Annotated in this window: 16 protein-coding genes; 3 read left to right on the top strand and 13 right to left on the bottom strand. The window is 53.0% G+C overall.

The genetic code is table 11. The features are described 5' to 3' along the window. Positions 1 to 60: 60 nt before the first annotated feature. Positions 61 to 2574, bottom strand: coding sequence for an ATPase (locus BM485_09495; protein ID OKY75304.1), 2514 nt, complete (start codon positions 2572 to 2574; stop codon positions 61 to 63). A gap of 167 nt (positions 2575 to 2741) precedes the next feature. On the opposite strand from BM485_09495, the gene BM485_09490 reads away from it, so the two are divergent. Then, the gene (locus BM485_09490) at positions 2742 to 2942 is read left to right on the top strand and encodes a mercury transporter (protein OKY75202.1); all 201 of its coding nucleotides are present in this window, start codon (positions 2742 to 2744) and stop codon (positions 2940 to 2942) included. A 91-nt stretch (positions 2943 to 3033) separates the two neighbouring features. Here BM485_09490 and BM485_09485 read toward each other — a convergent pair whose 3' ends face one another. From BM485_09485 to BM485_09475, 3 genes are all read right to left on the bottom strand, one after another. Beyond that, positions 3034 to 4188, bottom strand: coding sequence for a hypothetical protein (locus BM485_09485; protein ID OKY75201.1), 1155 nt, complete (start codon positions 4186 to 4188; stop codon positions 3034 to 3036). A 2-nt stretch (positions 4189 to 4190) separates the two neighbouring features. Next, positions 4191 to 5204 carry a TIGR00266 family protein gene (locus tag BM485_09480; protein OKY75200.1) on the bottom strand — a complete coding sequence of 338 codons (1014 nt, stop codon included), beginning with the start codon at positions 5202 to 5204 and terminating at the stop codon, positions 4191 to 4193. Positions 5205 to 5274: 70 nt separating this feature from the next. Next, positions 5275 to 5865, bottom strand: coding sequence for a hypothetical protein (locus tag BM485_09475; GenBank protein ID OKY75199.1), 591 nt, complete (start codon positions 5863 to 5865; stop codon positions 5275 to 5277). A 274-nt stretch (positions 5866 to 6139) separates the two neighbouring features. Here BM485_09475 and BM485_09470 point away from each other — a divergent pair, with 274 nt between their 5' ends. Both BM485_09470 and BM485_09465 read left to right on the top strand, forming a co-directional pair. Next, entirely contained in the window at positions 6140 to 6382 is a 243-nt protein-coding gene (locus BM485_09470; protein OKY75198.1) for a hypothetical protein, read from the top strand. A 4-nt stretch (positions 6383 to 6386) separates the two neighbouring features. Next, positions 6387 to 6764: a hypothetical protein gene (locus tag BM485_09465; protein ID OKY75197.1), complete on the top strand. Its 378-nt coding sequence runs from the start codon at positions 6387 to 6389 to the stop codon at positions 6762 to 6764. Between the two features lie 351 nt (positions 6765 to 7115). Here the strand turns inward: BM485_09465 and BM485_09460 are convergent, their stop codons facing one another. The 9 genes from BM485_09460 to BM485_09420 all read right to left on the bottom strand — a co-directional run bounded on the left by BM485_09460 (position 7116) and on the right by BM485_09420 (position 21497). Continuing rightward, positions 7116 to 7466, bottom strand: a complete 351-nt coding sequence (locus BM485_09460) for a hypothetical protein (protein ID OKY75196.1) — start codon at positions 7464 to 7466, stop codon at positions 7116 to 7118. A 42-nt stretch (positions 7467 to 7508) separates the two neighbouring features. Continuing rightward, positions 7509 to 7715: a hypothetical protein gene (locus tag BM485_09455; protein ID OKY75195.1), complete on the bottom strand. Its 207-nt coding sequence runs from the start codon at positions 7713 to 7715 to the stop codon at positions 7509 to 7511. Between the two features lie 94 nt (positions 7716 to 7809). Beyond that, positions 7810 to 10617 carry a pyridine nucleotide-disulfide oxidoreductase gene (locus BM485_09450; GenBank protein OKY75194.1) on the bottom strand — a complete coding sequence of 936 codons (2808 nt, stop codon included), beginning with the start codon at positions 10615 to 10617 and terminating at the stop codon, positions 7810 to 7812. A 48-nt stretch (positions 10618 to 10665) separates the two neighbouring features. Beyond that, entirely contained in the window at positions 10666 to 10854 is a 189-nt protein-coding gene (locus tag BM485_09445; GenBank protein OKY75193.1) for a heterodisulfide reductase, read from the bottom strand. 51 nt (positions 10855 to 10905) lie between these two features. Further along, positions 10906 to 12552 (bottom strand): formate dehydrogenase, encoded by a 1647-nt coding sequence (locus BM485_09440; GenBank protein OKY75192.1) that lies wholly within the window; start codon positions 12550 to 12552, stop codon positions 10906 to 10908. Between the two features lie 48 nt (positions 12553 to 12600). Next, on the bottom strand, positions 12601 to 15129 hold the full coding sequence (locus tag BM485_09435; protein OKY75191.1) for a (2Fe-2S)-binding protein: 2529 nt from the start codon (positions 15127 to 15129) through the stop codon (positions 12601 to 12603). A 110-nt stretch (positions 15130 to 15239) separates the two neighbouring features. After that, on the bottom strand, positions 15240 to 16595 hold the full coding sequence (locus BM485_09430) for an acetyl-CoA decarbonylase/synthase complex subunit gamma (GenBank protein ID OKY75190.1): 1356 nt from the start codon (positions 16593 to 16595) through the stop codon (positions 15240 to 15242). A 50-nt stretch (positions 16596 to 16645) separates the two neighbouring features. After that, complete coding sequence (locus BM485_09425) at positions 16646 to 18850, bottom strand: CO dehydrogenase/CO-methylating acetyl-CoA synthase complex subunit beta (GenBank protein OKY75189.1); 2205 nt, start codon at positions 18848 to 18850, stop codon at positions 16646 to 16648. Positions 18851 to 18881: 31 nt separating this feature from the next. Beyond that, on the bottom strand, positions 18882 to 21497 hold the full coding sequence (locus BM485_09420; protein OKY75188.1) for a methylenetetrahydrofolate reductase: 2616 nt from the start codon (positions 21495 to 21497) through the stop codon (positions 18882 to 18884). Positions 21498 to 21659 lie beyond the last annotated feature (162 nt).

Raw genomic sequence — 21659 nt, 5'->3', positions numbered from 1 at the left:
CCATACCTATCGGCAAGAAAACGGCACGCAATAAAATTTTTACGGATTATCCTCTTTTTTTCATGGGGTGAACAATCGTAAACGCAGGGCATTGGTGACGACGGAAACGGAACTCAAGGCCATGGCGCCCCCGGCAATCATCGGATTTAACGTCGGCCCGCCGAAGATGTACAACAAACCGGCGGCAACCGGGATGCCGATGACATTATAGGCAAAAGCCCAGAACAGGTTCTGTTTGATATTGCGCATGGTGGCCCGGCTCAATTTGAGAGCGGTCAGCACGCTATCGAGATTTCCCTGCATGAGAACGATATCGCCGCTTTCTATTGCCACGTCAATGCCTGTTCCCATGGCAATGCCGAGATCGGCAACCGCCAGGGCCGGTGCGTCGTTGATCCCGTCACCAACCATCGCCACCACCCTGCCTTTTTGCTGAATTTTCTCGATCTCTTCCGCCTTGTGCTCCGGCAATACCTGGGAAATGATATTCTTGATTCCGGCCTGATCGGCGATGGCCCGGGCCGTCGCCGCATGGTCGCCGGTCAGCATGATGACTTCTATCCCCATGGCGGTAAGCCGGGCAATAGTTTCCGGAGTTTCCGTTTTTATTTTATCGGCAACGGCAAGCAGCCCGGCAAGTTGACCGTCAAATGCCACATACAGGGCTGTTTTTCCGTCAGCGGAAAATTTGTCGGCAATCTCTTTTCTGTCATCGGCGACAACAATGCCTTTTTCCTCCATCAACTCCATGTTGCCGATAAAGAGTTCAACCGTCCTTTCCCGACCTTCGGCCGTTACGGCGACGACGGCGGAAATCCCCCGGCCCGGCAGGGCGGTGAATGCATGGGGATTGCGGACGGCAATCTTTTTTTCCCGGGCGCCGTTGACAACCGCCTGGGACAAAGGGTGTTCGGAACCGCTTTCAGCCGAAGCCGTCAAGGCAAGAAAAGCATCGTCGGCAAGTCCGGAAAAATTGGACACATCGGTGAGTGCGGGCTTGCCGTAGGTCAGCGTGCCGGTTTTATCAAAAACAATGGTGTTTACCTTGCGGGCGATTTCCAAGGCCTCGCCGTTTTTCACCAGAACCCCGAGCTGAGCCCCGCGCCCGGTGCCGACCATGATGGATGTCGGAGTGGCAAGTCCCATGGCGCAGGGGCAGGCAATGACCATGACCGCGATAAAAATACGAAGAGCAAAGGTAAATTCCGCCTGTCCGATAAAATACCAGGCAAGACCGGACAGCGCCGCCACAACCATGACGGCGGGAACGAAATAAAGACTGATCCGGTCGGCAAGATTTGCAATGGGCGCCTTTGATCCCTGGGCATCCTGCACCATCTTGACAATACGGGACAGCATCGTATCCTGCCCCACCTTTCCGGCCCGCACATGAAGCGTGCCGTTCCGGTTCAGGGTGCCGCCGACCACCATGTCGCCGACACCCTTTTCCACCGGCATACTCTCGCCGGTGAGCATGGACTCATCGATGCTGGAGGCGCCTTTTTCTATGACACCGTCAATGGGCAGTCTTTCCCCCGGCCGGATGAGCAGCAGGTCATCAACCAGGATTTCATCGACCGGTATCTCCTCCTGCTGATCGTTGCGAATGAGAGTCGCCTTATCCGGTGCCAGCTGCATAAGTCGGCTGATGGCATCGGAGGTTCGGGCCTTTGCTCGTGTTTCGAGGAATTTTCCCAGGGAAACCAGGGCAATCAGCATGGCCGCGCTTTCAAAGTAGAGATCATGGGCCCGGGCCATCGCGTCAATGCCCAGATAAATTTCCACCAGGTTCCAGGTGGAATAGACAAAGGCGGCGCCGGTACCCACCGCGATGAGAGAATCCATATTGGGTGCGCCGCGCAGCAGGCTTGGAAAACCGATGATGTAGAAATTCCTGCCCAACCACAGCACCGGCACAACCAGGCAGAACTGAACAAGGGCAAAGATAAACGGATGGAGTTGCGGGTTGAGGATTTTCGGCATCGGCACTCCGACCATATGCCCCATGGAGACGATCATGACAAGAAAAGCCAGGACAAAGGAGGGCAGAAGTCTTTTTTTCATCCCGGTCAGGGTTTCCTCTATTTCCTTCTGCCGATCAGCCATCAGGTTTGCCGAGGATGATATCGATTCCGCTTTGAAGCCCAAGGCATCGATCGCCTCTTTCACTTGGCGCGGATTAAGCAGCTCAGGGGCAAAGACAATTTTCGCCAGTCCGGTGGCAAGATTCACCTCGCAGCTGCGCACCCCATTCATTTCACCGACAACCTTTTCGATGCGGCTCGAACAGGACGCGCAGTGCATACCTTGAATGGAAAGGACAATTTCCGTGTCCGAAGCCGGCTGCACCAGTTCAAAACCCAACTGGCCCATCCGTTCAGCGATCTGCTTGAGGGATATTTTGTCCTTGTTCCAGCGCAAATCAATTTTTTCCGTGGCAAGATTGACCGCGACGTGAACCACCCCGTCCATTTCGCCGACCACTTTTTCAATCCTGCTGGAACAGGACGCGCAATGCATTCCCTTAACCGTGCCTTGCAGTGTGGCAAAAGAGTTTTTTTTCGCTGAATCCATGGCATATTTTTCCATAATGAACACCAGGTACCACAAAATGTCTTAACATTTCATTAAAAAGGAATTATCTATCTCAAGAAGAGCATGTAAGCAATTAATATTTTACTTAACAGGGCATCATTGCATGGCAATGATACCGGCAACATCTTAAAAAAGGGGGAACACCAATGACAACCATAAAAGTGAACGGCATGCGATGCGGTCATTGTTCGGCTTCGGTAACCAAAGCCCTGCAGGGAATTGACGGAGTCGGCAATGTCCACGTGGACCTGGAAAAAGGTGAAGCTAGTTTTACGGAGTCAAAGGCCGTGCCGCTTGAGCTGGTCAAAGACGCCATCAAGAAAATCGGCTTTGAAGCGGTAGATTAAAAAGAAAAAAGGCATAAACCGGAGGCTGGAATCCCAAGCCGGGAAGAAGACAAATTGTCTCCGGCTCATGCCTTTTACTTGCCAACGGCTTTCAGCTTCTTTTTTTTTGCTTGACCGGCAGCATGACGACAAATTCGGCGCCTTTGCCGGAGGCGGAGCGCGCGGAAATAACCCCGCCATGACGTTCAACTATTTTCTTGCAGATGGCAAGCCCGATTCCCGTTCCGTTGTATTCATCCCTGCCGTGCAAGCGCTGAAACAACCCGAAAATCTGCTCCTGGAAACAGGAATCAAAACCTATGCCGTTGTCTTTCACCACAATCTGACGCATGCCGCTTCGTCCGATTTGTTCAAGAGGTGAAGCAGGGAAGACCTCGATAAAAGGCGGCTCCAAACCGGATGAATACTTCAGGGCATTGGAAACAAGGTTCTGGAAAAGTTGACGCATCTGTAAAGGATCCGCCTCAACAATCCCCAGGTCGCCGATTTTTATTTCCGCCCGCATTTGATCGATGCGAACTTCCAGATCGGCGATAACTTCGCGCACCACATCGGACAGATTGACTACGGTGAATTCCTTTGCCTGCGTGGTCAATCTGGAATACTGGAGAAGTCCGTCGATCAGACTCTGCATGCGGCCTGCTGCCTTGATGATCCGTTCAAGATAAGCGGCCCCCTGTTCATCAAGAACCGAACGGGATCGTGTCGTAATTCTTTCGGCAAAGGCACGGATCAGATGAAGCGGCTCCTGCAGATCATGGGAAACAACATAGGTGAAATCCTTCAACTCGCTATTGGTTTGTTCAAGTCGACGGGCAAAATCGTTCAACTCAAGCTCTGATTTTCTTTTCTGAATAAGGAAGTTGACTCGGTAATAAAGCAGTTTCCAGTGAATCGGCTCCCTGATGTATTCATCGACCCCGGCGGCAAAGGCGCGGTCGATCAGCGTATCATCTCCGGAACCAAAAAGCATGACTGCCGCCGGGCGCTGTTTAAAAAGGCTTTTCTGTAGTTTCTCGCAGACTTCCAGTCCAGAGCAGTTCGGATGGGCGGACATCAGAATGAGATCGGGGCAGTACTGGGCGGCGAGCTCCTCCACATGAGAACACTCCTCGCAATGGACAACCCGGAAGTTCTTCTCCAGAAACCCGCGAATATCGGCACAAAGCGGAGAACCGCCGCAACCGAGAAGAATCAAATCTTCTCCGCTGTTTTCCAGGGGATATGATGATGCGTCATGGCTCATCATTAATCCTGGAAAAGTTTTCCCAACCCACCCAGCGCCGATCCTTCTCCCTGGGAACGAGAGCCGGTCTGGGGAGCTGACTCGTGAATCTTGCCGGCCAGACGGGAGAAAGGAAGTGACTGCAGCCAGACATGGCCGGGTCCCTGCAGTCGGGCAAAGAAAAAACCTTCCCCGCCGAAGATGCTCGACTTGATGCCGCCTACGGTTTGCAGGTCAAAGTCAATCGAGGAGGTCATGGCGACAAGGCAGCCGGTATCGACCCGCAGAGACTCGCCATGCTGCAGTTCCTTTTCAATGATGGTGCCGCCGGCATGAACGAAACAAAGACCGTTTCCTTCAAGTTTCTGCATGACAAATCCTTCTCCGCCGAACAGGGCGACCCCGATTTTTTTCTGGAAATACAGGCCGATACTAACCCCTTTGGCCGCGCAAAGAAAGGAAGACTTCTGGCAGATAATCCTGCCGTTGTATCGGCGCAGATCAAGGGGGATGATTTTGCCCGGATAGGGAGAGGCAAATGCCACTTTTCTTTTGGCCGGATTATGATTGGTAAAGACAGTGCAGAAGAGGCTTTCGCCGGTAATTAATCTTTTGCCGGCGCCGAGAAATTTTTCCATCAGACCGGCTGATCCGCTCTCGCTGCCGTCGCCGAATACCGTCTGCATCTCGATTCCGTCTTCCATGAACATCATCGAGCCGGCTTCGGCCACGGCACTTTCATACTGATCGAGTTCGATTTCAACAAACTGCATTTCATGGCCGAAAATTTCAAAATCAATTTCATGGGCCTGCTGCATTTGCTGCAAGTTTTCCATCGGCGGGGTGGGAATCTGCTGCCGGTTCCTGCTTCCCGGCCGGAATTCCGGCACGTCGCTCAGGGGTTGCCATTTTTCATATCCCTCTTTCCAGATCAATGTCTGCGGGGTATATAATCCTGCCTGCAGCCCTTCAATGATCTGCTCCGGGGCGAATGGGCCCCGGGACTTTCCGTCAACTGCGACAAACCAGGCACTCATTTTCTTCTCCTGTCTCAGTAAAAAATATCACAACACGGGAAAGTGGGACCATTTCCAACTGACCCTCCCTTTACTTATAAAGCTTATGACACTCTTTCGTCAAACGGTTTACCAGGGCGACTTTCTCCCGTGCTGTCGGGAAATCGCCCTTCCCCGCCGCCGCAAGACATGCCTTTATCTCGTCACTGCATTGCCTCCACGAGTCAAACCACTGCTTATCGGCGCAGAGGTTGTAATCTTCGCATCTCCTCAGCAGTTGGCGAACCGTTGCCGGGGCCGGCGCGATTCCTTCAGCCACCTGTTTCATTGCCTCTTTCCAAAGCAGCGCGATTTCTTTTTTGAGTTTTTTCCCGCCTGGAGCTCCGGTTTTTTCCCTCGCTGATGCCTTGAGCGAAACGACAACGGCATCTGCCGGATTTTTTTTATCAGTTGGCGGTCTGTCCTGCAAAAAAATCTCACAGGAGACAACGCCTTTTTTAAACTGTTTTTTTATGGAAAAGGAAAAAGTATCACTGACGGACAGCGTTTCACCACTGATCGTGATTTGCCCCTTGGCGAGTTCTTCCGCGAGTCCGGCAAGCTCCTCCGCCACGTCAACAGCCAACCGCGATTCATTTTTGTGTTTCCGGATTTCTTCCAGAAATTTCATTTTTTCAGACACTTACATCTCCTAAGGAGAAAAATTTTTCTATGATTCCCGTATTCTATCACAAATTATATGAAAAGAAGAAAGCGAAATGCCATTTATTCAAATGGGAATTGCTGCTGTAGCCGCAATGTCCGATCATACTTAGACGCGCCCTCTTTCCTCTATAAAAATCTTGACGAAGAAAAAAAACATGGTCACTATAATGATAAACGAGGTTACGGCAAGTGAATTGTCGACAGCACAATGAACGGCTTGATGAGCAACAAGAATCGGAATGGAGTGAAAAATGAACGAAGCCGCCATTAAAAAACATGAAATATATGGAAAGTTGAGAGACCTCTCCGGACTGGAACTAAGGACGATCGGCGATTTTATTGATTTCGTCCGGCATAAAAAACGGAAATCCGACAAACCACGATTGATAAAGCTGGAAGGTGTCCTGAAAGGATACGAAATTGATGCTGCCGGTTTGGCGAAATTGAGAGACAAAAACTGGCAACACTTGGAAGACGAGTTCAGCGGTGAATAGATATGTGACCGACACACAAGCCCTGATCAAATTCATGGTTGGGCAAAAAGTCATCAGTGATATATGTCACCGAACCTTTGTGTCCGCCGATCAAGGCGAACAGATCATTATCATTCCAGCCATTGTTCTGATGGAGGTGCTCTACTTATTCGAGAAAAACAGAGTTCCCGTCGGATTGCTGCAGACAGAAAAGCTGATGCGCAGCGACAATTATCAATTTGAGCCCTTGAGTTGGGAAATTCTAAAAACCGATTCCGAAATAACTGATATTCCCGAACTCCACGACCGATTGATTGCCGCAACTGCTCGATATCTTGACCTGCCTCTCATCACCAATGACCCGTTAATTCTGCAATCAAAATTTGTAAAGATTCTACGATAAAAAGTTAGGCATTTTTGTATAATAGCACTTCTTAATATCGAGGTAAACAAAAAGACTGCCACCTTCAGCCAGCAGCTCGCGTAAAAGGACGAGTCGTTTACGAAGAAAATCTATGAATTCGGCACCAGCTACCTTCCCTGCAGGTTGTCGCCGAAGATCAGGCTGTTATGCCAAATGGATTGCTTCCTCTTTCGATTTGAAGAATAAAAAAATGCCGGTTCGGCAAAATTGCGAGCCAAGACCTGACAATAGCCGGAAGCGACGAGAGGGATATGACCGGCAAACAAACTCTGGTCAAATAAAAATGAGCCGGTTCATTGGCATTCAATCCAATGAACCGGCGAAAAAAAATTACAGGGCGGACTCAATGGTTTTGCTCAACTTGGCATCAATAACTTCAGCCAGATGAGCGTCACTGTAATCATTGTCTTTCCGGAGGGTCTTGGTCGTGGTGCCGAATGCCATGCGCAGTTTCTGACTGTTGACCAGCTCAAGCGCCTTGGCGAGCCGTTTTTTCATCTCGTCAGGATCAATACCCTCGGCATGGCCCAGGGGGCCGAGCTCCCGCACCTTGGCGGTGAACTCGGTGATGAGCTTGACAAAACGGGGAGCCTCGGCGGCGGAGGCCCATTGCAGATTGTAGCGGGCGGGATTTACCCCGATCCCAGCTAAAATTTTGTGGACAAGAACATCGACACCCATTGCATCGTAATTACCTACCTGGTAATGACATTCGCCGAGTTGTCAGCCGCCGGTGAATATCCCGGCCGCGCCCTCGATAAATCCCTGCAGGATAAATGAAGGATCGATGCGCCCGGTGCACATGACCCGGATTGTTCGCAGATTGGGTGGATACTGATACCGTGAAACCCCGGCAGCGTCTGCCGCGGCATAACAACACCAGTTACAGAGAAATCCGAGTATTTTCGGATTAAAATCTTCCTTTGTCATTCTGACACCTCTTCGATGTGACCACCTGACTCCTCGTCAGGCAGTCCATCGACCTTTATTGAATATATCAAACCAAACTACCTTATTTGAATTCTTACAGCTCGCCAAAGGCCTTGATCTGCGCCGTGATCTGCTCCATGGTAAAGCCGCCCATGGAAATGGCGAAAGTGGGACAGCGAGACGAACAGATACCGCAGCCCTTGCAGGAAGCGGAGATGGTACGGGCTTTTCGTTTTTTGTCATCCTTCACCATCTCGATGGCCTGATACGGACAGAGGCTTGCGCAGATACCGCAGCCGATGCACAGCTCCGCATCGACATGTGAAACAATCGGCTCAACGGACACATGCCCTTTGACAAGCGGAATCGCAGCCTTGGCAGCGGCCGCCTGGGCCTGAACGATGATCTCGTCAAGAGGTTTCGGGGAATGCGCCAGTCCGCAAACATAGACACCATCCACGGCCAGTTCCACCGGCCGCAATTTCACATGGGCTTCCAGGTAGAATTTGTTCTCATTGACGGGAATTTTCAGCAGTTTGCTCAGGGTTTCGGTATCTTCCGGCACAATACCGACGCTCAAGGCGACGAGATCAGGGCTGATGGTGACCTCTTCCTGCAGCAGGGTGTCAAAGAAAGTCACATTGACAGCCGTGCCTTTCTTCGTTACTTCCGGCTTGCGGTCAACCTCGTAGGGGATGAACACCACGCCTTTTTGCCGGGCTTCCAGATAGGCGTCCTCGGCATAGCCATAGGTCCGCATATCGCGGTAGAGAACGATAACCTGGGATTTCGGGTTGATCTCCTTTATCTTCAGCGCGTTTTTCACCGCGCTGTTGCAGCAGACCTTGCTGCAGTATTTCAGATCATCACCACGGGATCCCGCACACTGGATCATGACCACCGAATCCGGCGCACGGTCCTTCCCCTTGCCGGACAGGGCGCTTTCCAGTTCATGCTGGGTAACGACCTTTTTTGACTGGCCCAGCAGATATTTATCCGGGCGATGCTCCCGTCCGCCGGTGGCAATAATGATGACGCCATGATCGATGGTCACCTCGGATTCCTTCTTTCCCTTGACGGTTTTCACCACGGAAGAGAAATTGCCGACAAACCCATTGACCGCCGCCAGTTCACTGCCGGTAAAGACTTCAATTTTCTTGTTTTTTTCGACGCGTTTGGCCAGATCCTGAATCATGCGCGGGGTATTTTCCCCCTTGATGGTATCCTGCATTTTTGCCGCATGACCGCCGAGCTTGTCACTCTTTTCGACCAGATAGCACTGAAAACCCTGGTCAGCCAGGCTTTCCGCGGCGGTAAGTCCGGCAATGCCCCCGCCGATTATCAGGGCCTGCGGGGTGACCGGCACTGTCTGTTCGGGCAGCGGCCGCAAATGCCGTGCCTTGGCGATGCCCATCCGCACCAGATCTTTTGATTTCACGGTTGCCGCATCCGGTTCATTGGCATGGACCCAGGAACACTGATCCCGGATATTGACCATTTCAAAAAGGGAGCGATTGAGGCCCGCGTCCTTCAGGGTTTCCTGAAAAAGCGGTTCATGGGTGCGGGGTGAACATGCGGCCATGACGATGCGGTTTAGCTTGTGCTCTTTGATCTTGCCCTTGATGATCTCCTGGGCATCCTGGGAACAGCTGTACAGGCTGTCGCTGAAATAAGTGACATTCTCCATGCCGCCCGCATAATCAACGACATTCGGCACATCAACCGTTCCGGCGATGTTGATTCCGCAGCGGCAGACAAAAACGCCGATGCGAACCTCGTCATCCTCGTTCACCTGCTGCTCCGCCGGGTAATCTTTATGAACAATGCCGGTGCCGCGCTGCTGTTTGATGAGTGCCGCGGCGAGTCCGGCTGCGGCGCTTGACTGGGTAACGCTTTCCGGAATATCTTTCGGACCCTGAAAGGCTCCGGCGACAAGGATACCTTCTCTGCTGGTATTGAGCGGCGCAAAGGTGTCGGTCTTGCAGAAATCATACTTATTCAATTCGAATTTACCGATTCCGGCAAGATCCCGGGCACTCTTCGGCGCGTCAAGACCAACGGACAGAACAACCATGTCAAAGGCATCGAAATGATGACTTTCGGCGAGGGTTGCGTAGGTCAGTTTCAGCTGTTTGCCCCATGGCATGACATCGGCAACTCTTGCCCGGACGAATTTGATGCCGAACTGTTCTTCCGCCCGGATGCGGGCGGCATCGAAATCCTTGCCCTGGGTGCGCATATCCATGTAAAAAATGGTGATTTCGCAATCAGGATCATGCTCCTTGGCCACCATGGCCTCCTTGATGGCATACATGCAGCAGACCGAGGAGCAGTATCCGTTGTCGCAGCCGATATCACGGGAACCGACACACTGGATAAAGGCAATTTTCCCGGGATGGCGTTTGTCGGAAAGACAGCGCACCTCACCCTGGAACGGACCGGAGGGATTCAGCAACCTTTCGAACTCCAGACTGGTAACGACATCAGGATGTTTGCCGTAACTGTATTTGGTCAGGGCCTCGTCCGGTACCTTGCCGAAGCCGGGCGCCATGATGACCGCCCCGACATGGAGTTCTCGTTCCACCGCTTTCTGTGAAAAATCAATGGCATGACTGCGACAGACCGGTACGCAGATTTGGCAGGTATTGTGTTTCAGGTGAAGACAGGCGCTTGGATCGATAAAATAGGTGGCCGGCACCGCCTGGGGATAATCGATATGAATCGGGCGGGTGATGGCCAGTCCTTCGTTATAGGCGTCCACCATGTGACGCGGACAATACTGGGTACACAGACCGCAGGCCGTGCATTTGTCGGCATCGATATAGCGGGGGTTCAAACGAACCGTTGCCTTGAATTCACCTGGTTTTCCATCAAGGGAAAGGAAATCGGCGTTGCTCAGAATTTCAATATTGGGAGACCGACCGGCCTCAACCAGCTTCGGAGCAAGGATTCAAAGAGAACAGTCGTTGGTGGGAAATGTTTTGTCCAGCTGGGCCATGGCGCCGCCCACAGACGCTGATTTCTCCACGAGATAGACATAATATCCCAGTTCGGTTAGATCGAGCGCGGCCTGCACCCCTGCAACTCCGCCGCCGACAACCATCACAGATCCGGATCTGTGTTCCATTGCTTTACCCATTTTGTTCTCCAGTTTTATAATAAATTTAACAGAAATCTTTTTTTTATGCGTCTATCCGACTTTTTCAATGCGCACCGCGCATACCTTGGCCTCGGGTATTTTGCACACCGGATCCAGGGCGTCATTGGTCAACAAGTTGGCCGCTGCTTCCTTGTAATGAAAGGGCATAAACACAATACCCGCTTCAACCCGGTCGGTTATCCTGACCGGCAGGGTGATCGACCCGCGACGGGATGTCGCCCTGACTTCTTCCCCGTCACTGAGTCCTAATTCCCCGGCGTTCTCCGGGTGCATCTCTACGTAGGGCGAGGGGGCCGAAAGTTCAAGAACCTGCGAACGCCTGGTCATGGTACCGGTGTGATACTGATAAAGGACGCGTCCGGTGGTGAGAACCAGCGGATACTCGGCATCGGTAACCTCCTTGGGGCCGTTCCAGGCTATCTCAGTAAATTTTGCCTTGCCGATGGGAAAGGTGTTTTCAAAAAGGACGGGGGTGCCGGGATGATTCTCGCTGGGACACGGCCACTGCAATCCGCCTTGTTCATCCAGTCGTCGGTGAGACATGCCCGCCATATGCGGCCAGCAACGGCCGATCTCACTGAAAACCTCCTCGGGAAACGGTGCGAAGACGCGATACTTGCCGCCGCCGGGCAGGTTGAATTGCCTGCCCGGTCTGGTCATCATACTCTGAACCGTTCCCACCATCCTGGCGGTGACCATGTTGATGATGGAGAGATCGTCCATGGCATGACCGGGCGGACAAACAGCACGGCGCACCCGCTGCACCCGTCTTTCGGTGTTGGTGAAGGTGCCGTCTTTTTCGGCAAAACAGGCCGCGGGCAGTACCACATCGGCAAGCTCGGCCGTGCAGGTCATGAAGATATCCTGCACCACGAGGAAATCCAGTTTTTGCAATGCCCTGGTTGCATGCTCACTGTTCGGATCACTGAGGACGGGATTCTCCCCCATAATCCACATGCCGGAAATTTTCCCCTGCAGGATGGCAGGCATCATTTCCGTGGCGGTCAGGCCCGGTGTGCCGGGAACCGGAGTTTTCCATATCTCTTCAAAGTGTTTTCGAGCATTTTCATCAGCCACCGGCCGGTAACCGGGCAGGTTCATCGGTATGCAGCCCATGTCGCTTGAGCCCTGGACGTTGTTCTGGCCGCGCAAAGGATTTAATCCGGCGCCGTGCTTGCCGAGGTTGCCGGTCAGCAGGGCCAGGTTGGCGAGGGCGCGAACGTTGTCCGTTCCGGAGGTGTGCTGGGTTATGCCCATGGTATAGTAAATACCGGCCCGTTCCGCAGCGGCGTAAATGCGGGCTGCCTCCTCAATATCGTGAGCCGGCACGCCGGTTATTTTCTCCGCCCATTCGGGCGTGCAGAGGCTGACGGCCTCTTGCAACCCGGCAAAATTTTCCGTTCGCTCCTCGATATAGTTTTTATCATGCAGATCATCGCGGATAATGACATGACACATGGCGTTAATCAAGGCCGCATCACTGCCCGGACGATGGCGCAGCCACAGACGCGCGCTTTTGGTCAGCTCGATGGCGCGAGGATCGGCCACCAGGAGTTTTGCGCCTTTTTTGACCGCATGCATCATGCGCACCGCGATCACCGGATGCGCTTCGGTGGTGTTGGAGCCGATAACCAGCAGTACCTCGTTGTCTTCAATGCCGGCGATGGTGTTGCTCATCGCCCCGGAACCAAGTGTTGTTGCAAGACCTGCAACCGTGGGGCTGTGTCAGTAGCGGGCACAATGATCGACATTGTTGGTGCCGATCACCGAGCGAAAAAATTTCTGGAACGCATAATTTTCCTCAACCGTGCAACGGGCCGAGGAAAGGCCGGCCAGGGAATCAGCACCTTTTTCCGCCATGATGCGGGCGAAAGATCCGGCGATGAAATCAAGGGCATCATCCCAGCGTGCCGGTTCCAAGGGACCGCCCGGCCTTCTTCGGATCAAGGGCCTTTTCAATCTGTCCGGATGATGGATAAAATTATGGCCGAAACGGCCCTTGACACAGAGATCACCAAAATTGGGCCCGACCTCGGGATCCGCGGTAACCTCCATGATGGTCTGGCCCTTGACCTTGAGAATTATCTGACAACCTGTTCCACAGTATGGGCAGGTTGTCCTGACGTCATGCACATCTTCGGACTGGATGGGAACGATCCTGTGTTTTTTGTTCAGCGCGCCGGTGGAACAATTATCCACGCATTTGCCGCAGGAAACACAATTATCCTTGAAACGAATCACCAGTCCATGCGGCCTGCCCTGCTCATCAACGGATTCGGCCTTCAACTCAAGGGCATCATACTCGCAGACCCGGATGCAACGCTGGCAGAAGATGCACTTGTTGGGGTCAATGACAATGGCCTTGTGCGTTGCGTCGATGGGATAAACCGGCACGGTGCCCATGCCGGTTTTAATGATATTCACATCATAGGCGATATCAAGTTCCTTGAGATTACATCGATCAAAGGCGGTGCAGCCGCAGGCAAGGCAGCGTTCCGCCTCGCGTCGCACCATTTTTTCGGTAAAACCGAGTTTAATTTCATCAAAATCCTGTTTACAGACCTCGGGTGGCCGTTGCGGCATCTTTTCCCGCAGCTTGACATTGACACCTTCGAAATTTTTCAGGCTGACCTCGTCAAATCCCTTACCCCGGGTGAAGTTGAACCGACTTTCGCCGCTCTCCTTGTCCATCCCCATGACATAGGAATGGATATTTTCAGCGGCACGACGGCCGGTCACCACGGCCTGAATCACGGATTTGACCCCGCTTACCGCGTCACCGCCGGCAAAAACACCTTCAATATTAGTCTGCGAGGAACGAGGATTGGCGACTATCATCCCCTTGGGCGACAGCTCGAGGGAGGCTTCCAGCTCTCCGCCCGGCATGATCCCGTCAATGGCGAACTGGCCGATGGCACTGATGACCGTATCCACGGGAAGTGCATTTTTCGATTCAGGAATCGGCACCGGTTCACGCCGGCCGCGACTGTCCGGTTCGCCAAGTTTCATCCTGATCAGGTTGAGCATCAACCTGGTGTTTTCATTGGAACGGGAGCAGAGATCCACCGGTGAGGCCATCAGTAAAAACTGAACGCCCTCGTGTTCCGCCTCGCGAATATTACGCTGGTTGGCGGGCATTTCTATCTGCGCTCGGGGGTAAACAACCGTCACCTCATGCACGCCGAGGCGAAGAAGAGAACGGGCGACTTCCATTGCAACGTTATTGCCGCCGATGACCGCGGCTCGGCGGCCCAGATCCAATTTTCTCCCGTCATTGACCATGCGCAGAAAACGAGTCGCCGTATAGACATGTTCATAGTTGGCGCAGGGAATATCAAGAGGTTGATCAATGGGAGCGCCGATACCGATAAAGGTCGCATCAAACCCCTGATCTTGAAGATCCTGCAGAGAGAAATCCTTGCCCCATTGCTGGCTGAGGCGGATGGATATGCCCATCTTCAGGATGGAATTCACTTCATAATCAAGAACATCCTTGGGGATCTTGTAATTGAGAAAACCATAGCGCAAGGCACCGCCGAGTTGAGGCGCCGCCTCGAAAATCGTGACATCATGCCCCTTGCGGGTCAGGAAATAAGCGGCCGTCAAACCGGAAGGACCGCCGCCGATAACCGCCACCCGTTTTCCAGTGGGTCTGTCCTTGGGAATATTGAGTTCAATTTCATGATTCATGCACCAATCAGCGACAAATCGTTTGAGATGATTAATGGAAACAGGTTCATCGACCAATAAACGGCGACAGCGTGTTTCACAGAACCGGGGACAAACCCGGCCCACGGAAAACGGCAGAGGATTACGCTCCATGATCAGGCGGAGGGCCTCTTCATACTCTCCCTTGGCAACATGGGCAATGTACCCCTGGACGTTTATCTGACCGGGACAGGTAAGGTTGCAGGGAGCCTTGCAATCACCGAAATGGGTCTTGGAAATTTCAGCCAGGCGTTGTTTACGATGAACGATAACCGTTTTCGAATCGGTCTCGATTTCCATCCCATCCTTGGCTAGGGTAACGCAGGCACGGAAAAGTCCTTCCGTTGAAAGTGTCGATTTCAGTTGATAGCGGCTGAAATCCTTTATTTCAACGACACACAAACCGCATGGATTCTGAGACGGGGAATTCTTTACGTAGCACAGGGTCGGAATAGCGATATTCGAACGTTTGGCAATTTCCAGTATTGTCAGACCGGACTCGGCGACAATTTCCATGCCGTTCATTTTAAGGGTTATCGTCGACATAATTTCCAGGTTGATGAATCAAGGCTGTGTGGATAACATTTTGCTACATGACGCGAGAAAGAAAAATATGCTCTTTCTCACGTCATGTAGACCGCGACGGGTATTGATTTTCAAGCCGCTGGTTTCCATTCCTTCAGGAAGGCGGGAAGATGACCGGCCTCACGCGGACCGATGGTTATCGTCCAGTCGGACAGCTCTTCTTCAAGCTCACCTTTGATGCTGGCAAGATATCCGGGAATGATGAGCTCCCGATGCTTTACCTTGTCCAGAATGCCTGATTTCTTGATGAACTGCGCGATCATATCAGCGCCGAATTTACCGGCGGCCCAAGCGGTCAGAACCGAAAGTCCTTCGGTATCCTTGATCAGCAACCAGGAAGGGATCTTGCTGCCCTCGATTTCTCCTGAAACAATGAAACAGGTAAGAGAGAAATTGCAGGTGATGAGGACAGGAGAATTTTCCGTCGGTCCGTTAATACTGTAAACGTCTTCCTGCACGACCATGGGCCGCTGCGGATCGGTGAAGATGTTGAGTTGCTCAAGCAGCAGGGGGAAAAGGATATCGCCCTGCAGATCGGACAGCACGACAATGCCGGAATATTTGGCAATGAGGACGGAAGCGATCATCGCCTCCATCATGACATCGTCGGTCATCTCGCAGGGAAAGGCGATGAGCGGAAAGCCCAGGGGTTTGAATTTGGTTTTGATTGCCGCCCGGCGGGAAACCACATTGTCCTCAAGGGCGGCCCTCATGGTGCGGGCGCCGGTATCGATTACCAGGTCCTTGAGGCCTTCCGCCTGCAGTTTTTCGGACAGCTCCACCGCGCCGTCAAGATTGGCTCCCCGCAGTCCGAGAGGACAACCGCATTCTTTCGCCATGGCAGCCATGGCCGCGGCATTATCGCTCGTTGCGCCGTACAGGAGAGGTTTGCGCTCCCCGCAGATTTTGGCGCCTTCCGCCAGATTCTCGGCCTTGTCACTCATAAGAATGAGGGAGGCAGTGGCCGCTTCGGCAAGGACCTTCTTGACCAAACCGGTGAATTTTCCCTGATCACCGTCAGCGTCCTTAATCGCGATCAGGTCGGCCTTCATCATGACGCCGACCCTTTCGTAGCGCAGCTTATTGAAGCGCTGCAGGCGACCGTCCTGATCAGCGGCGCTCATCGCCGTGCTGATCAGCACGGCGATTCCTGTCGGGTTTTCAAAGCGTTTCTCATGACGGAACAGACAGGTTTCGCCACCCGTGGTAAAGGCGGACTCACCGGAACCTATTTTGATCGTCCTGACCGGCGGAGCGGAAGCCTCGCCGATTGTCGCCTTGGCTTCGTCGGAAACATAGGGACATTTTTCAATTTCAGCCTGCCCGGCGGCAACTTTCATGGCAAAGGCAAGGCATGTTGGAATCCCGCACTCCCCACAGTTCTTTTTCGGGAGCATTTTAAGGATTTGTATACCAGTAAGAGCCATTTTTTATCTCCTCTTATACATATAAAAAATAGTAGCAGCCTTGCTTCGGCCTACATAACGGTTTCCATTTCAAGGGCAGGATGACCTACCTTTTTGAGAAACGCCAGCACCTCTTCTTCCGTGGTGCCCACTTCCTCATCCGCGATCATATCATACAGCCCCGGCATGCCGATGGCCTGACAACGGGCGATCAGTTTGTCCTTGAGCTCTTCCTTCAGCATTTTGGGCAGCCAGACGACCCGTTTCAAACCACCTTCAGCCAAAAACAGCTTCGGGCTGGTGAGAAAATGCTTGCTGACACCCATGAAACCCGGGGTCTGCGCACCGCCGCCGGCCATACCGGCCAGCGAGGTAAACTTCATGCCGCTCGGCGTCATGCCCATGTAATCACGGTTGACAACCATGATGCCGTTACACTGCGGCAGCATGGCGGCAATGGCCTCGAAACAGCCGCAGGCGGTCATGGGGTTATTCATCAGCGAGTAACAGCTTACCGCCGGCACCGCGCCGCGTGACGCCTGATTAACAAAATCATTGATACCGATGAAATCGCCAAGCACCGCATCCGTACACTCACCTTTCTGAATGGGCTGATTCGGCCCGGTGGGGTTGATCTGGTAGGAAGCTTTTCCGTCAAGCCAGTTATAGGCGCCGCACATGCCGACCCTTTCCGGCGTAATGACGCAGACATGGCTGGGAGCAAAGGACTGGCACAGGGTGCACGAATAGAAGACTTCCTCTGTTTCGTCGGTCATGTTGCCCAGACGCAGGTCACGCTCGGCATAAACCTTTTTGGCCAGCTCCTGCACCTCTTCAACCTTATCCTGCTCGGTGTAAATCTTGACCTGGACCTTGTCAAGAATGGCGCCGAACTCCTGATGCAGCTTGCCGTGGAGCACCTTGCCGATATGCTTGAAGGAGAATCCCTTTTCCACCGCGGCCTTGCCGATACGGATCCACATGATGTTCCGCTGGCCGATGTGCATGATGCCCTGGATATAGTTAATCAGATGATGGAACTGGCGTTCAAGGATCGGTTCAAAATCGGATTGCATCTCGCGTCCCGCAACCTCGACGAGAATGGCGATGGGCAGATTCTGTCCCTGACCGATATCTGAAATGTCCTTGCCGACCAGAATGACTTCACCGTCAACGACCTCGGACATATCCTTGGAAACAAGAACCTCGACGCCGCTGGTCCGTCCGCCGCCGCACTCCATGAAGAGATCGTCTTTCCTGATTCTTTCACCCTCAAAGGCAGGACCGAAGGCCATGGGGATATCGATTTTGGTAACATTGACCTTCAGGCCGCGTACCTCAATGGCTCGCTGGACGATCTCCTCGTGGGGCACCCTGCTCACCACGTGCTCATAGGTGCAGATACCGGTGGGCAGGACCTCGGGGATATCGTAATCGGATATGGTGGGGAAGCCCCAGTTGAGGGCGCCGGCTGCGTTGGCGTACCATTCATCGCTGACCGGACCGAAGGCCATGACAAAGGCAAAGGTCCGGTCCTTGTTGTAAATGAGGTTGCCCCGGTAATCACCCGGCTTGATGCCGCCAAAGGCCATGGCGACACGGCAGGCGAAACCGATGGCAAAGACAGCCGTGGTATAACTCTCGCCAAAGGGAACCAAACGCGTGCCCCAACCGACCTGGACATTGTTTTTGACCAGTTGTTCGGCCATGCGCACACCGTTGGAGTGATCATGCATAAAGATGTAAAGATTTTTTTCCTGCAACTCAAGGGCGATCTTGCTGGCTACTTCCATATTCTCGGGCGAGCCCATGATGGCGGCAAAACCAGGGGCGGTGCCGTCAACAAACTCAACGCCGCGTTTTCTGAAAATAACGTCATCCGCCGCGCCAAGCCACAGATTCGAACCGACCGGGTCCTCGGTTTTTGTGTAAAAGTCAGGCTGCTCAAGATAGCGGATCGCCTCGAACATCTCCTCGGCAAAAAAAGTTGCCATACCCGCATCCAAGGCAGGGGCGAGATAGGGCAGCCAGACGTTGTCGCTCACCAGTTCAGGCAGGAGTTTCCGGCATTCCTGGAAAATGTCCTTCATATCTCCGAGTTTTTCCACCTTTGCGCCCAGCATACTGTATATGACCGGCAAAAAATATGCTGTGTTGGGGAAGGAAACCGCCTGTTCAGGCCCATATTTTTTGATAGCCGCTTCAAATTTTTCCTCGGCCATGTCGACAATTTTATGGGCACCTCGGATAGCAGCTGAACAGATTATTTTTGACATTGAATTGCTCCTCTCAGAATATCTCTATGAATTATTTTCCGCTGGTCAGGCTGTTGATCAGAGACTTGGTAAGATTCACGGCTTTCGGATGTCTCATAATCAGTACCTCGCCACCGGAAAGCAGCATACAGGTGGCGGTTATAGCCTCCATCATGATGCCTCGCCTTTCCATATCTCCGATCATATCGTCGGAGGGGAGCCGACATTCTTTCGCCTTCCAGACCTCGCGTCCGAGATTGCAGATAATCGGCACCTGCAGTTTCTCATCCTGTTGGGTGAGGGCTGCCAGGCGGATACGCTCCATGACGGAGTAGGTGTACTCTATACCGTAGCCGAGAGCACCGACGGAAGGATCCATCATGACGGAACTGAGCGGGACACCGAGATTCTGGAGAAGAATATTGAGCTGCTTCGCCAGGTTGACATCAATCGGCGAAGCGGCCACCAGGGGATTCTGGAAAGCCATTGCCGTCGCGCCCAGGGAACGATAGTTGGCATCGGACAACGGCGCAAGACAGACTTTTTTGTCGCCGGTAAGCGATGTTATCTCGCGCAAGGTTTCCGTGTCCTTGTCCGCATTGCCGCAACCCCAAACAATAACCGGCACGTCGATGTTGTTGATTACCTCGGACGCAGCCTTGGCAGCCTCGGCGGCACTTCTGTTCATTCCATTGGGGTCGGTACTCACCAGGGAAAGACAGATGGCCTCGGCATGATATTCATTGATGCACTTCCGTGCCCAATCAAGGGGGTTGCCGAGAACACCCTGATAATGACGGGCAAGGGAATCCGGCCATTCATCCGGTTTGACATCAAGAACGTCCATGGCGATGACCGGCTTGTTGGGCATGCCGCCCTCAAACAGATAAAACGGCAGGGAAGCCTCGCCGCCGACCTTCAGCGCCTTGTCGCCGCTGCCCAGCACGGTTTCTTTAATCGTGCCGGTATAATTTATCTTATAGGATGCAGCGGGAACCTTGGCGGATCGTTCCGCCAGAGAAGTTTTTTCAACCGCAAGTTCTGCAACCGCAAGCTCAGCCGAAGCAGCGACTGCTGTCGGGGCAGGTTTTGCAGGTGCCGCCTTCTTGGCCTCTTCCGCGGCCTTTGCCTCGGCCGCCTTCCTGGCCTCTTCCGCGGCCTTTGCCTCGGCTGCCTTCCTGGCCTCTTCCGCGGCCTTTACCTCGGCCGCCTTCCTGGCCTCTTCCGCCGCCTTTGCCTCGGCTGCCTTCCTGGCCTCTTCCGCCGCCTTTGCCTCGGCTGCCGCTTTCTCTGCCGCAGCATCAACTTTTGGTTCAGTTGCTTTTTTAACCTCCGGCGCAGCCGCGGGAGCGGGGGCAGCTCCACCTTCCTGCGGCTGACGTTTCAGTACTGCTTCAGCGCTGGCGAAACTTGACAGCGCCTCAAACTGATCGTCGGTCAAATTAAAGGCTTTTCTCAGGGCATTTAAGCCCATCTGCACAGATTGCAACGCCATTTGACGTTCTCTTTCGTTCATCTCATGCTCTCCTGCATCTTCATATTCTGTGGCTACGCCGCCTGGAACCGATACGGCTGCGGCAGCGCGCATTTTTTCGACCTCTTGACGGGCCTGGGCGATGATTTTTTCAGCCTCAGACCGTGCTTCAGCAAGAAGCTTTTCGTGATCAACAGATGTTACTGCTTCCGCCGGAGCGGTTGTTATTTCTATGGGTGCTTCGACCGGTTTTTGCGTGACGGCGGCGTCTTCCTCAAACGCGGGTCGCGTTGCGAGCTTGGCGCGTTTGACTATCTCCGGGACCGCCTCCTCCCACTCGATAGCCATGATGTGAACTCCGGCTACCCCTTTAATTTCCTTGACCCGATTAATTATATCAACACAGATATTGATACCTTCTTCCTGCTTGTCCTTGGCATCCTTCATCCGACTGATGATGTCGTCGGGGACATCCATGCCCGGCACGAAATTTTTCATGTACCTGGCCATGCCGAGTGATTTCGGCGGGGTAACACCGGCAAGAATATACGCCTTTTCATGGATGCCCAGATCACATACCATTTCCATGAAACGAGTGAATTTTTCCACATTGTAAATGATCTGGGTCTGAACGAAATCAGCGCCGTTGGCGACTTTTTTACCGAGACGCGGGGCTCTGAATTCAAAAGGGTTGGCAAAAGGATTCGCGGCGCAGCCGAGAAAAAGGCGGGGTTCGGCGGATTTCATCTCCTCGCCGCACTGAAATTTCTTTTCATCCCGCATTGCCCGAACCATGCCGAGCAGCTGGATCGAATCCATATCAAAAACGCCTTTTGAACCGGGATGATTACCGAATTTCTGGTGATCGCCGGTCAAACAAAGCAGATTTTTCAAACCAAGGGCCGCGGCTCCGAGAATGTCACTCTGCATGCCGATTCTGTTACGGTCCCGGCATGTCATCTGGATGACCGGCTCAACCCCTTCCTGGAGCGTGATGAGACCGGCTGCGATACTGGACATGCGGACAATGGCCGTTTGACAATCGGTAATATTGACGGCGTCAACATGACCTTTCAGTATCCGTGCCTTTTTCCTGACAACTTCCGGGTCGCTGTTTTTCGGCGGCCCCAGTTCCCCGGTCACGGCAAAGGTTCCGGAGGTCAGAATTTTCTCTAAACGACTTCCCGATTTCATTCGGATATATCCTTATGTAAATTGAAGTTAAAGAAATGAGAAGCCATTGCCGAACAACCTGTCTCTTTCTACCTGTTTCGGACAAATCCTTCTGCTGTTGCCGGCATTGGGATGGACAGGTTATTTTTTTGCAACGGCTTCGTCAAGCAAGCAACCATGCCC

This window comes from Desulfobulbaceae bacterium DB1, from assembly GCA_001914235.1.
Taxonomy (GTDB): Bacteria; Desulfobacterota; Desulfobulbia; order Desulfobulbales; family SURF-16; genus DB1.
This window is presented reverse-complemented; position numbering and strand designations above follow the sequence as displayed.

Bases quoted from the DNA above. Each gene is read 5' to 3' on its own strand.
- BM485_09425 (OKY75189.1), bottom strand. From the start codon at position 18,850: ATGTCAAAAATAATCTGTTCAGCTGCTATCCGAGGTGCCCATAAAATT.
- BM485_09485 (OKY75201.1), bottom strand. From the start codon at position 4,188: ATGAGCCATGACGCATCATCATATCCCCTGGAAAACAGCGGAGAAGAT.
- BM485_09435 (OKY75191.1), bottom strand. From the start codon at position 15,129: ATGTCGACGATAACCCTTAAAATGAACGGCATGGAAATTGTCGCCGAG.
- BM485_09460 (OKY75196.1), bottom strand. From the start codon at position 7,466: ATGGGTGTCGATGTTCTTGTCCACAAAATTTTAGCTGGGATCGGGGTA.
- BM485_09490 (OKY75202.1), top strand. From the start codon at position 2,742: ATGACAACCATAAAAGTGAACGGCATGCGATGCGGTCATTGTTCGGCT.
- BM485_09480 (OKY75200.1), bottom strand. From the start codon at position 5,204: ATGAGTGCCTGGTTTGTCGCAGTTGACGGAAAGTCCCGGGGCCCATTC.
- BM485_09495 (OKY75304.1), bottom strand. From the start codon at position 2,574: ATGGATTCAGCGAAAAAAAACTCTTTTGCCACACTGCAAGGCACGGTT.
- BM485_09455 (OKY75195.1), bottom strand. From the start codon at position 7,715: ATGACAAAGGAAGATTTTAATCCGAAAATACTCGGATTTCTCTGTAAC.
- BM485_09445 (OKY75193.1), bottom strand. From the start codon at position 10,854: ATGGGTAAAGCAATGGAACACAGATCCGGATCTGTGATGGTTGTCGGC.
- BM485_09440 (OKY75192.1), bottom strand. From the start codon at position 12,552: ATGAGCAACACCATCGCCGGCATTGAAGACAACGAGGTACTGCTGGTT.
- BM485_09470 (OKY75198.1), top strand. From the start codon at position 6,140: ATGAACGAAGCCGCCATTAAAAAACATGAAATATATGGAAAGTTGAGA.
- BM485_09420 (OKY75188.1), bottom strand. From the start codon at position 21,497: ATGAAATCGGGAAGTCGTTTAGAGAAAATTCTGACCTCCGGAACCTTT.
- BM485_09430 (OKY75190.1), bottom strand. From the start codon at position 16,595: ATGGCTCTTACTGGTATACAAATCCTTAAAATGCTCCCGAAAAAGAAC.